The organism is Methanomassiliicoccales archaeon (genome assembly GCA_013415695.1).
Taxonomy (GTDB): Archaea; Thermoplasmatota; Thermoplasmata; order Methanomassiliicoccales; family JAAEEP01; genus JAAEEP01.
This window is the reverse complement of record JAAEEP010000002.1, coordinates 75,809-87,650: the sequence shown is the minus strand read 5'-3', so window position 1 is coordinate 87,650 and position 11,842 is coordinate 75,809. Positions and strand designations below refer to the sequence as shown.

Below are 11,842 nucleotides of genomic sequence, written 5' to 3'. Positions count from 1 at the left end.
CCCCTACGACACCCTTATCTCGGAGACCTTTTTCACCCAGTACTGACCTTCATATTCTCCGGCTATGAGGCGTAACCTGCCATCCTCCTGAATGAGGATGAGGTTCACATCTTCCATCACGTCTGTGTAATCGAACCTCGCTTCGTATCCATCTGAGGCTATGACCTTTATGTTGGATGCGCCACTATTGGGATTTGCCCGTTCAAGGATGATGTGCAATGGTACCCCCGTGTACTCAGTTGGGGGGACATATGTGTACTCACCGATGAGCTCCGCGGTTATCGTCACCTCGTAATCTGCGAAGTCGGCCGGTCGGTAGACGAAGGGGCTCTCCACATTACCGTCCACATCACAAGTCAGAGGATCCATGAAGGGTTTGTAAACCACGGTAAAGTAGATGACCGCCCCGCCGATGAGAGCTACCGCTACAGCAATCGTAAAAGCCTTCTGCACTGTGAGTTTCTTGAAAACCGGTTTCTCACCCTTGACCTTCACGATACCGGATTCGACCAGTATCTGGTAGGCCCCCTGTCCAAAGTAACCAGCGAAGACCGCTCCAGATATGGCAGCCATCGCCGCGATAAGTAGTATATAGGTGAAGGGCACAGAAGCGAAGTACAGCGCTTGAAAGACGAAAACATTGCTCGCTGATGCCAACGCACCTGCGCACACAAACGAAACAGTTGTCGGCTTTCTGAAGACCGCGAATGTCATGTCGACAAGTATTCCCTCCACCAGGGACACCAGGACTATCGGGACTCCGTGGGCACTTCCTGCGAAGAGCTCAACGGTTCCCTTCAGCAATCCCACCAGGGTGCCGGTACCGAACCGGGGGATTATGGCATAGGCAACAATCATCCAGAATATGTGAAGGCCTGCCATGATCTGCCCAGCACCGAATGGGACACCCAAAGTGGTGTTGATAAGATTGCCAAGGTACCCTATGTACGTGCTGAGCACACCTCCTAGCGCGCTCAGAATAGCGATGGTGACCAGGTCCCTGGTGCTGAAATAGAAGCGGTCCTTCATCCCATTCCCAAGTTAAGCGATAGGCATAAATATACATATCGGTTAACTTAAATTCCATGCCTGAAGCTGGGGGACAAGCGGTCAATAGAAAGGCACTAGCCGCCTTGATCGTGGTGCTTCTAGTAATCATCTCACCGCTAGCATTTCTCTACCTGACCAACGAAGGAAACGAAGGTGATGCAGTTTTCTCGTTATCAGTCGAAGGTGATCCCGAAAGTGAGGTCGACATCACTATGAATGATCTCCTTTCCATGGAATCCATAGAGGCGTTCTCCTCTTACCAGAACTTCTTCGGCAACTGGAGAGGGCACGGTATCTATCGAGGGGTTAACGTATCCGACCTGGTTGATCTCATAGGGGGAATATCCGAGGGAGACAATGTCACTGTTTACGCCACAGACGGATACAACCAGACCTACTGTTGGAGAAATGTGATGAACGAGTGGTCCGATCCATCAATCCAGGGCAATATGGTCCTCGCCTACGAGTTCAACGGGACCCGGATTCCGGAATGGGAGGAGGGGCCCATGATCATCTTCATGCCTGATGACGGGGAGTACAGCAATCAGGACTGCCTGAACACCTCCTGCGAGGGACAGGGCGGCCATGTCTACCTTTCAGCCGGATCGCGCTGGGTGAGAAATGCCGAGAACCTCGTCCTCACCAAGGGAGATCAGGTATTCACCTTCGCGGTGATGGGTGATTCTCAAGGTAACAACCTGGTGCTAGATGCGGTTGTCGAAGAAATGAACAATCGCAGCATAGAATTCGTTCTGCATCTTGGAGATACGGTCCCTAGAGCGACCGAGGGGTTGCTGGACACATTCGTTTCCCATGTTGAAGGTCTCGAGGCCGATCTTCATGTCACCCCTGGCAACCACGATGTGATGGCGAACGATACGATATTCTACGATTACTTTGAGACAGGGGATTACTACTTCGATCGGGGCGACTGCAGGTTCATATCGATCGATTCTTCATCACAGAACATTACTCAAGATCAGTTCACATGGTTGAGACAGCTGCTGGATCAGTCGACAGATATGAGGGCGATCATCTTCTCGCACGTTCCGTCCTACGATCCACGTGAGGGGGAGGACCACCATTTGGACGATCCGAATGATTGTCAGGAATTCCAGTCGATCGTCGACGAGTATGATGTGGAAATCGTATTGAATGGACATGTCCACATGTTCAATCACACCTTCAGGAACGGAACCGATTACTTCATCAGCGGTGGTGCGGGGGGCAACCTCTACGTTCCACTGGATGATGGTGGTTTCTATCATTTCCTGGTATTCACGGTGACACCAACTTCGATCAATTGGGAAGTGGTAGAGGTCGAGCCGGTGCAGCCAGAATCTCTGACCATATTGATCTCCGGACCCGATGGTAGCGTGACCGTGAACCTGAGCGACCTGCTCGCCATGACCCCGGTTGAAGGATACAGTTCTTACGAGAACAATTTCGGCAACTGGAGAGACAAAGGTAACTACACTGGCGTGCTGATCGCGGACCTAATAGAACTCGTTGGTGGAATGAATGTGAACGACACGCTCCGTGTGAAGAGCATTGATGGATACTACCAGGATTTCTGCTACGGAAACGTCTATCCGAATTCCACCTGGCTCTCGATTCAGGGCCCATTCATACTGGCATACAGCTTCGAGGGGGAGATGCCCCCCGAGTGGGATGAGGGTTTCCGTACCGCCTTCCTTCCTGAAGACGAGGGCTATAGTAACGAGGATTGCCTTGCGACCTCTTGTAAGGGACAGGGCGGTAACGTATACCTGTCGGCGGGCGCAAGATTTGTCAAATACGTGGCATACATCGAGGTCCTTTGCTATTCGTAGATAGTGATGGTGACTAGATTACGAAAATCGTTATGTTTTTATATTCATATCGAGTTCTGAACCCTTAGGAGGATAGCCATGAATCTTACAAAGATTCTGACATTTCTAGTAGTCTTCTCCATGTTCTCCGTGTTGGGAGTAGCTTTCTTATCTAATACTTCGGTAGCTGCTGATACCACAGTGGAGGTTAACATAATCGGGAAGACTGGTACAGAAACACTGAGCCTTAGCGAGCTTCAAGCAATGACCGCGGTCTCAGGAAAGAGCATGTACGAGAAGAGCGTCGGCTGGGGCGGAGAGGGCAACTACACCGGCGTTTTGGTCTCGGACCTTGTCGAACTTGTTGGTGGAATGGAGCCCGGTGACACCATAACCGTGACTTCCTCGGATGATTGGAACACCACATATTCCTACAACAATGTGTACGATATTTGGCCCGATCCGTCTACCCAGGGAGATATGATACTCGCATACGAGTTTGAGGGCGACCTTGTCCCAACCTGGACAAGTGGTCTTCTGATTGCATTCCTTCCCGACGATGAGATTTATGACAATAACGATAGTGCGGCGACAACAACACTGGACGAGGTGGCAAGCTCTGCAAGTAAGAGGTGGGCGAAGTATGTCCAGACAATCACTGTAAACACAGCGAACTGGAATGTTACTCTTACGAATGATTCTTGGTCCATTGTGTACAGCGACCTCATGATCAGGAACATGACTGCATATACTGCTAACGGTAGTTTCGAGAAATCATCAGGTACGATTGAAGGGCCATTCACATACACCGGTGTAAACGTTACCTATCTTCTGGAAGCCGTTGGAGGGATTTCTGAGGGTCAAGGGATGTTGGTCAAATCAAGAGATGGTTACTACAATTTGACATACACCTACGACCAGATACTTTGGAATGATTCCGTGGAGATGGTACTTGCCTACGACATGAATGGAGTGCCCATGGATGAGGATGAAGTGCCCAGAATCGTCCTGATAGGCGAGGATGACCCCCTGACCGATGGACACTTATGGGCGAAGATGGTTTCATCGATGACCATTCTGCAGGGCGTGGTCGATTATCAGCTCAACCTGACAGGAGCTTTCAGGATGGAGATGGACCGCGCAACCTTCGATAGTGGAGCAGCCTGCCACAATGAGGTTTACGGTAACTACTCAGGCATTCCGCTATGGAGGCTATGTGGTTACGTTGACGATCCCGAGTCAATAGGAGCTCACGAGTACGCCACTGGTCTGAACTACACCATCACCGTGTACGCTGCAGATGGATTCAACAAGACTCTTACCTTCGATGAAGTGGACGAGAATGATGACATCATAGTGGCGAACATGTTCGACGAAGAACCTCTTACCGACATGTACCCGCCTCTGAAGCTCGAGGGCGATCTGCCCAGTAAATCCTTCAAAATAAAAGGGGTTTCAGACATCGTTCTCAACTGGGTAGTTGACATCGAAGCGGAAGCGAGCGAGAGCGAGATCGCCGTTGGCGATTCTGTGGAGATCAGCGCCACCATCAGCGATCAGACCCCCATCGGCGGTCAGAACATCACTTTCTGGATCGGTGACGATAAGATAGGGGAAGCGACGACCAACGCCAGTGGTGTGGCAAGCATCGAATATGTACCGTCTGTTGCGGGCAGTTACACTGTTGAGTGCCTGTTCACCTTCGGGTACACCGTGAATTCAGCCAACGCCAGCTTCGATGCGATAATTCCGCCCACCATCACCGTTACCTCGCCAGATGGCGGTGAGAACTGGGTGAAGGGTGATATACACAACATCACCTGGAACTCGACCGGAGATGTGGAGAACGTGAAGATCGAGCTGTACAAGGACGGTTCGTTGAACACCACAATTTCCGCTACCACCGCGAACGATGGTAGTTTCAGCTGGAACATCAGCGAGGGTCAAGCCACCGGAGAGGACTTCAAGATCAAGATCGTCGCCATTGACGATCCCGAGGTCTTCGGCATGAGCTCCGCCAACTTCGAGATTTCGGAGGCAGGTGGTGATGGTGGACTCTCCATTGAGATCATGGCCATCATCATCATCGTGATCGTGGTGATAGTGATCGCCGCTGTGGTCTTGTTGATGAGGAAGTGATCGCCATCCAACCGGCCCGCAGGGCCGGACAAACATCTTTTTTCCATATTTTCTCTTTCTTAAGTCCTCTGAGAACCCTTTTTCGAGCGTCCTACCATCAGCACAATGGCAAGTGACCAGTCAACCCTGAGATTAGGAATTCACAAGCCCCCTAGATTTCGGGTTCATCCATGCGGCCCTCAGAAGAGAGGCAAGATAGCCGCGTTATTCACGATCTCGATGAACTCGGGGAGAATGTCCTTGATCCCGTTGATTATGAATTGAATCGCTATCGCCATTACCAACAGGCCCATGAGTCGGGTCACAACGTTGCGTCCACCTTCCTTGAGAGCCGCGTCAATCTTGTCGGAGCGGGCCATCATGAAGTACGATACAATGATGGTCACCATGATGCCGATAATCACACCGATCATGGCCAGAATCCCGGTTACCGGGTCGATGACGTCCACCAGGTTCTGGGCTTCCGACATCAACACAACCACGGTCACAATCGTTCCTGGACCCGCTGTGAATGGGATGGCAAGCGGTATCAGCGCAATATCGCGAGAGGTCTCATCGGCGGCCACACTGCTAGGTTTAGGGTTGAGCATGTATACCGCAGTGCTGAACAACAGGACACCGCCTGCGATCCTGAAGGCACCTATGCTGAACCCAAATATCGTAAAGATCAGGAAACCGGTCAGAGCGAAGAAAAGAAGGATGCCCGTTGAGTAGGTGACAGACTTCTTCACAATGCGGATCTTCTCATCCTGGGTCATGCCCTGGGTCAGGGCAATGAATACCGCCGAGGTGGAGATGGGATTGGAGATGACAATTATGGAAATAATTGCTCCCCCGATGAACTCCAAAGCATATGTCAGATCCGCCATGGGCAAGGAATATAATTGAGGCATTTGTATAAATGATTTTCATCGACTGCTTCGAACACTGACATGGGCCAACTTATTTTTGGACGGAAGTAATTTCTAGGATTGATGGATGCCGCGGGAATAGGATCGCTCAATGTTGACCTGATATTCGAGGTGGACAAGTCTGAACTACTGGATCTCAGACTGCGACCAGGTAGAGAGGTCTTTGGCACCTCCGAAGATTTCTCGAATTTGCTTGAAATCGTTAGAACAAAGGGTAAGATGGTAAGCCAGAGCGGGGGAGGTTCTGCCGCGAACACCGTGTGCGCCCTTAGCCGAATGGGTTTTCGAACAGGGTTGCTTGGGATGGTGGGTAAAGATGCTTATGGCGATTTCATAATAAAAAATCTCAAGTACCTAGACGCCACCAAGATAAGAAGGGCAAATGGGACTGGTCTATGCATATCGATCATTAGTGATGGTGAAAGGAGTCTGCTGGTCCTTCCCAACGCCAATGACATGTATATCACCGCCCCCTGTGATCTGGAATACTTGAGAAAATTCAAGGTCGTCCACCTAACCTCATTCGTGGGTGAAAGGTCAATGAGAGCCCAGATGAGGATTGCCAAGGATCTTGAACCCAGGGTGATGGTTTCCTTGGATCCGGGTGAGATCTACGCCAGGAAAGGTTTGAAAGTGATCAAACCCCTCATTGAGAGAGCGGACATCATCTTCCCAAGCGACCATGAGATAAAGATGCTGACCGGGACCGATCCTATTAAGGGGGCCAAGAAGCTCCTGAAGATGGGACCAGATATCGTTGTCTGCACCAAGGGGGCGGAGGGCGCCATCATCGTGACCAAGGGTACGATGATCGAAATCCCTGCGGTGAAGACTGAGGTCGTGGACAAGACAGGGGCAGGTGATGTTTTCGCGGCTGCCATGCTAGCCGGTATGCTCAAGGGCTGGGAGCTTGAGATGTGCGGTAAATTCGCCGCCCTGGCATCTGCCAGGAGCATATCTGATTATGGAAGGGACGGTTATCCCGATCAGGAATTTCTGGAATCGTTTGAAAGGGAGACGGGGAAATGCTGAGGATCGGATGGTTCTCCACGGGAAGGGATGAGGCGGCCAGGGAACTTCTTAAGACCGTCACTAAACGAAAGGAGGAGGGTTTCTTCGAAATCTCCATCGAGTTCGTCTTCAGCAACTGGGAAGAGGGGGAAGAGCCGGAACAGAAGGACTTCAAGGAAAGAGAGGAGTTCTTCGAACTTATTCACGCCTATGGAATTCCAATCGTCACTCTTTCCTGGAAGAAATTCGAGCCTGCCCTCAAAAAGGAGGACAAGGAGCGATGGAGAATTGAATACGGTAGAGAGATGAGGAAACTTCTCTCCAGTCATCCATTCGACCTCGGGATTCTGGCAGGATACATGCTCTGGGTAGATGATGAATCCTGCCAGGAGTTCGACCTCATCAACCTGCACCCGGCGCTACCTGGAGGTCCGAAAGGAACCTGGCAGGAGGTCATTTGGCAGCTGATAGAGCAGAAGGCTGAGAAACAGGGAGCGATGATCCACCTCACGACCCCGGAATGGGACGAGGGGCCCGCCCTGACCTACTGCTCGTTCTCTTTGAGGACGGATGAGTACCTGCCCTTGTGGGAACAGATGGAAAATAAACTCAGGACCAGGTCCCTGAAGGACATCATCAGTGAGGAGGGGGAAACAGAGCCCCTCTTCAAGAGGATCAGGACTGATGGAGAGATGAGGGAACTTCCCCTGCTCGCCCAATCCATCAAGCTCTTTGCTGATGGGAAGGTATTCATAAGGGACCAGAGACTTTACGTGGAAGGTGTTCATCTAGATGAGGCATACGACCTTACCAAAGAGGTTGATGAGGAAATATCCAGGTAGCATGGTGGGATAAATGGATTACGATGATATCGGGGAGATCATAGGGTATGAGGGTAGGCAGTTCATCACCGACGGGGAGGGACCGGTCACCAAGAACGATAACGCTTTCGAGATATCCTGCGAGTTGATAGAGGACGGGGATCGTCTATTCAGTCTTGTTAGCAAATACGACGACGTGCTCGCGGACATCATCCGAAAGCCAAGGTACAAAGCAGGGGATACCCTCAGACTGATCCTTCCCTTCCTGAAAGCATATGGTGCCACTGATCGCAACATGATCGAGTTCTCGCGCAAGAACATACTCATGGTCCCCGGTGCCGAGAAGACCATGCGCTTCGTGAACGAGCTCATGCCCGCGTTCATTGTGTCGACGAGTTACGAGCACTATGTCAACGCCGTGTGCGAGACGATCGGATTTCCATTCGAGAATGCCTACTGTACCACATTGAGGATCGATTCGGCAAGGATGTCTGACTGGGAGCGTGATATCCTTCGCAACTATGCGAGAGAGATCACCCGGCTTCCGATGATAGAGATACCAGATAGAGCCATTTCCTTGGATGACTTCGACGACAAGAGCAGGCAGACCATAGAAAGGTTGGACCTGCTATTCTGGGAAGAGATGACCGACCTCTCAACATACCAGCTTATACTCGAGGTGAATCCAGTGGGAGGGGATGAGAAGGCTAATTCCATTCTTGAAATACAGCGTTCTACCGGAATTGGGCTCGAGAGCACCATGTACCTTGGGGACAGTATAACAGATGTACAGGCACTTCAGCTTGTGCGAGATGGTGGAGGTGTCGCTGTCTCGTTCAATGGTAATGCTTATGCGGTCAGGGAAGCAGAGATCTGTGTGATCTCACCGAACACTGTCGTCACCTCGGTGTTGGCGGAGACATTCAGTACCGCAGGAAGGGAGGGGATCATGAACCTAGTGGAGAACTGGGAGGTGGAGTTCCTGAGGCGCTCTGGTTGTGTTCATGATTACTTGATCAAGGAACTTGAGAGGGTCTTTCCAGACAAGCTACCCACTCTTGAGAGGATCACCTTCAACAACATCGATCGTCTCACTAGGGAGAGTTCCGCATTCAGGAAGACTGTGAGAGGATTAGAGATAGGTAGCCTTGGTTAGAACTTGCTATCCCAGGTGCTTTCAGTCGTCTGATGAAGTTAGCTCAGGTTGATCCATTCCCTTTTCAAGACCTCTCCAGCTGTACTGATCACTACGAGCTCCAACGGCACCTTCCTCTCTGCTCTTCCTATTGCCTCCTTCACCAATCTGGTAAGGCCCTGGCAGCACGGTACCTCCATGGTCACCACGGTGATTGTCCTTACGCGGGCCTCGTCGATGAGTGATACCAGCTTTTCAAGATATCGATCAAGACCAGAGTCAAGCTTTGGACAGGCTATGGCGAGGCTCTTCCCCTTCAGGAAATCTTGATGGAACCTCCCGCTGGCGAATGCCACACAGTCCGCTGCAAGGACGAGATCAGCATCCCTGTACTGTGGGGCGGTAGGGGAGATAAGATGCATCTGGACCGGCCAGTGACTGAGCTCTGACCCCTCCGTAACTATTAACGAGCTCGCTTTTCCCCCACCCGGAAACTCTGATGAAACCATGGGTATTTTCGCTTGGGGTTTCTTTAAGCCTTCGAAATCCACATCAATTCCTTTTTCTTCCAGGAATTCAAGGGCTTCCTTCAGGTAACCAGTTTCCCCATGATCCTTCAGATGCTTGAGATGCGCCCTGATGGTTCCCTCTCCCTTCTTGATGATGTTCTCCATCACCCTGCGCTCATCGTAAACCTCTGCTTCCCTTTCCTTTATGGATATCGCCCCAGTCGGGCAGTCACCGATGCATGCCCCCAGGCCATCACAGAATATCCCACTCACCAAACGGGCCTTCCCGTCGATTATCTGTATGGCACCCTCGGGACAGGCATCTGCGCATTGGCCGCAGCCATCACAGAGGTCCTCATCGATGCTGATTATGCTCCTCTTCATTTCTACCCCTATACCTCAGGGACTAGCAATGGTAGATCCTCATCCACAGAGGTGTTCTTCCGGATATTGAACTTGTCGACAAGGACATTAAGAACATTGGGGGAAACAAACGCTGGAAGGTTGGGCCCCAAGGTTATATCCTTCACGCCCAGGCTCAGCAGGGCGAGGAGAACCAGGACAGCCTTCTGTTCGTACCAGGCGATGTTATAGGATATCGGAAGGTCGTTTATCCCTACATCCAATGCCTCAGCCAGCGCCATAGCAATGGCCACCAAGGAGTAGGAATCATTGCACTGTCCAGCGTCCAGCACTCTCGGAACACCCTCTATATCTCCCAGTGGAAGCTTGTTGTAACGGTACTTCGCACAACCCGCAGTGCATATGATGGTATCCGATGGCAAAGCCTCCGCGAACTTGGTGTAGTAATCCCGGTCCTTGTGCCTACCGTCACAACCGGCCATCACGACGAACCTTTTGATCTTGCCCTGACTAACGAGTTCAAGAACGTCCCCGGCCATGTCGATCACCGTCTTGTGAGCGAGACCGATTATCAATTTCCCAGATTCGATCTGTTGAGGCGGGTCACATGACTTGGCGTGCTCGATGATAACTGAGAAGTCCTTTTCCTTCCCTGTCTTTCCTGGGATATGTTTCAGCCCAGGGTAGCCCACGATGCTGGTGGTGTACACCCGGTCCTTGTACGAATCCTTAGGGGGAACCAGGCAGTTGGTGGTCATGAGTACGGGACCGTTGAAGCTCTCGAACTCCTCCTTCTGCCGCCACCAAGAACCTCCGTAGTTACCCACCAAGTGTTCGTACCTCTTCAACTCAGGATAGGCGTTCGCTGGAAGCATTTCACCATGGGTGTAAATGTCGATCCCTTGACCTTCTGTCTGCTTCAGCAGCTCTTCAAGGTCTAAAAGATCGTGACCGCTGATCAGTATTCCCTGTCGGCCTCTAGTTCCAATATCAACGTTGGTTATCTCGGGATTACCATAGGTGGAAGTATTTGCCTTGTCGAGAAGGGCCATTGTCCTGACGCCTATCGTGCCACACTCGAGCACCAGGGCGGTCATCTCGTCTACGGTCAACTCCTTGAGAGTGGAGGCAAGTGCCCGTCTGATGAAGTCAGTGACCTCGGAGTCCTCATAGCCGAGGACTGAGGCATGATGGTAGTAGGCTGCAATCCCTTTGAGCCCATATATCAGCAGCTCTCTGAGAGAGCGGACATCAACGTTGTCGGTGGAAAGTACTCCGACCTCCCTTGCTTTTGCCTGGATGTCCTCAGGACCGCTGGGGACCCAAGTGCAGGCTTCTGGTAATGAATCAGTATCATCCACGTCTATCGAATCCCTAAGTGCTAGAGCTTGAGTCACAGATTCTTGGAAGTGCGTTGGGTCGAAGTTCACATTGGTAATGGTCGAGAAAAGGCTGTCGATTATGAAGGCATCCACCTTTCCAAGATCGAAATTTAGATTGGATATCTCAGCCTTATATGCCATACCCTTCATTATATTGATCAGCAGATCCTGAAGCTCTGCAACTTCCGATGGCTTGCCGCAGATTCCTCGCTTCGTGCAACCCTGACCGTTGAGGGTCTCCTCGCACTGGAAACAGAACATCTTATTCCTCCATTGTATCATAAAGATATTAGATATACAATGTATACTAAGCTATTAATAGTGGTAGGTTTCTTCGACGATATCATGAACCATGGGTGCACCGTACAGCGGACCGTCGAGTATCTCGGGAGAAAATGGGCTCTGCTGATTCTCCTCGAACTATACAAAGGAGGCGGTTCACGAAGATTCTCCGAACTGAAGATTTGTCTAAATGATATCACCCCCAAGGTCCTGAGCATTCGCCTCAAGGAACTGGAGGACGAGGGCTTGATCAACAAGAATGTCGATTCATCTACATTTCCGATCAAAGCAGAGTACTCACTCACAGAGTGCGGAATGGAAGCCATCGACATAATCAAGGATATCAAGCGGTGGGCCCTTCGGTGGCGAGTGGACAACGAGATTTGCGCCCTCCAAGATTGCGGCGATTGCGAGCTCTGATGTTCTAA

10 protein-coding genes are annotated in these 11,842 nt (G+C 51.1%); 6 read left to right on the top strand and 4 right to left on the bottom strand.

What is annotated here, in order from left to right; all coding sequences use genetic code 11:
- Positions 1 to 3: 3 nt before the first annotated feature.
- A complete protein-coding gene (locus GKC03_01505) occupies positions 4 to 1,029 on the bottom strand; it encodes a sulfite oxidase (GenBank protein ID NYT11210.1) in 1,026 nt (341 codons plus the stop codon).
- Between the two features lie 56 nt (positions 1,030 to 1,085).
- Here GKC03_01505 and GKC03_01500 point away from each other — a divergent pair, with 56 nt between their 5' ends.
- The gene (locus GKC03_01500) at positions 1,086 to 2,882 is read left to right on the top strand and encodes a hypothetical protein (GenBank protein ID NYT11209.1); all 1,797 of its coding nucleotides are present in this window, start codon (positions 1,086 to 1,088) and stop codon (positions 2,880 to 2,882) included.
- Positions 2,883 to 2,960: 78 nt separating this feature from the next.
- Positions 2,961 to 5,000 carry a hypothetical protein gene (locus GKC03_01495; GenBank protein ID NYT11208.1) on the top strand — a complete coding sequence of 680 codons (2,040 nt, stop codon included), beginning with the start codon at positions 2,961 to 2,963 and terminating at the stop codon, positions 4,998 to 5,000.
- Between the two features lie 179 nt (positions 5,001 to 5,179).
- Here the strand turns inward: GKC03_01495 and GKC03_01490 are convergent, their stop codons facing one another.
- Positions 5,180 to 5,869 carry a MarC family protein gene (locus GKC03_01490; GenBank protein ID NYT11207.1) on the bottom strand — a complete coding sequence of 230 codons (690 nt, stop codon included), beginning with the start codon at positions 5,867 to 5,869 and terminating at the stop codon, positions 5,180 to 5,182.
- Positions 5,870 to 5,974: 105 nt separating this feature from the next.
- Here GKC03_01490 and GKC03_01485 point away from each other — a divergent pair, with 105 nt between their 5' ends.
- The 3 genes from GKC03_01485 to GKC03_01475 are packed head-to-tail and all read left to right on the top strand — an operon-like array spanning position 5,975 to position 8,899.
- On the top strand, positions 5,975 to 6,943 hold the full coding sequence (locus GKC03_01485) for a carbohydrate kinase family protein (protein ID NYT11206.1): 969 nt from the start codon (positions 5,975 to 5,977) through the stop codon (positions 6,941 to 6,943).
- A complete protein-coding gene (locus GKC03_01480; GenBank protein NYT11205.1) occupies positions 6,937 to 7,764 on the top strand; it encodes a phosphoribosylglycinamide formyltransferase in 828 nt (275 codons plus the stop codon). Before GKC03_01485 ends, GKC03_01480 begins: the two co-directional genes overlap by 7 nt.
- A gap of 13 nt (positions 7,765 to 7,777) precedes the next feature.
- On the top strand, positions 7,778 to 8,899 hold the full coding sequence (locus GKC03_01475) for an HAD hydrolase family protein (protein NYT11204.1): 1,122 nt from the start codon (positions 7,778 to 7,780) through the stop codon (positions 8,897 to 8,899).
- Between the two features lie 38 nt (positions 8,900 to 8,937).
- Here the strand turns inward: GKC03_01475 and GKC03_01470 are convergent, their stop codons facing one another.
- Together GKC03_01470 and hcp are read right to left on the bottom strand one after the other, a co-directional pair.
- Positions 8,938 to 9,771 carry a 4Fe-4S dicluster domain-containing protein gene (locus GKC03_01470; protein ID NYT11203.1) on the bottom strand — a complete coding sequence of 278 codons (834 nt, stop codon included), beginning with the start codon at positions 9,769 to 9,771 and terminating at the stop codon, positions 8,938 to 8,940.
- 8 nt (positions 9,772 to 9,779) lie between these two features.
- Complete coding sequence (gene hcp / locus GKC03_01465) at positions 9,780 to 11,393, bottom strand: hydroxylamine reductase (protein NYT11202.1); 1,614 nt, start codon at positions 11,391 to 11,393, stop codon at positions 9,780 to 9,782.
- Positions 11,394 to 11,477: 84 nt separating this feature from the next.
- Here hcp and GKC03_01460 point away from each other — a divergent pair, with 84 nt between their 5' ends.
- Positions 11,478 to 11,834 carry a helix-turn-helix transcriptional regulator gene (locus GKC03_01460; protein NYT11201.1) on the top strand — a complete coding sequence of 119 codons (357 nt, stop codon included), beginning with the start codon at positions 11,478 to 11,480 and terminating at the stop codon, positions 11,832 to 11,834.
- The last annotated feature ends 8 nt before the right edge of the window (positions 11,835 to 11,842 follow it).

Coding starts and splice junctions, on each gene's coding strand:
- hcp (NYT11202.1), bottom strand. CDS start 11,393: ATGTTCTGTTTCCAGTGCGAGGAGACCCTCAACGGTCAGGGTTGCACG.
- GKC03_01495 (NYT11208.1), top strand. CDS start 2,961: ATGAATCTTACAAAGATTCTGACATTTCTAGTAGTCTTCTCCATGTTC.
- GKC03_01470 (NYT11203.1), bottom strand. CDS start 9,771: ATGAAGAGGAGCATAATCAGCATCGATGAGGACCTCTGTGATGGCTGC.
- GKC03_01490 (NYT11207.1), bottom strand. CDS start 5,869: ATGGCGGATCTGACATATGCTTTGGAGTTCATCGGGGGAGCAATTATT.
- GKC03_01480 (NYT11205.1), top strand. CDS start 6,937: ATGCTGAGGATCGGATGGTTCTCCACGGGAAGGGATGAGGCGGCCAGG.
- GKC03_01485 (NYT11206.1), top strand. CDS start 5,975: ATGGATGCCGCGGGAATAGGATCGCTCAATGTTGACCTGATATTCGAG.
- GKC03_01460 (NYT11201.1), top strand. CDS start 11,478: ATGAACCATGGGTGCACCGTACAGCGGACCGTCGAGTATCTCGGGAGA.
- GKC03_01475 (NYT11204.1), top strand. CDS start 7,778: ATGGATTACGATGATATCGGGGAGATCATAGGGTATGAGGGTAGGCAG.
- GKC03_01500 (NYT11209.1), top strand. CDS start 1,086: ATGCCTGAAGCTGGGGGACAAGCGGTCAATAGAAAGGCACTAGCCGCC.
- GKC03_01505 (NYT11210.1), bottom strand. CDS start 1,029: ATGAAGGACCGCTTCTATTTCAGCACCAGGGACCTGGTCACCATCGCT.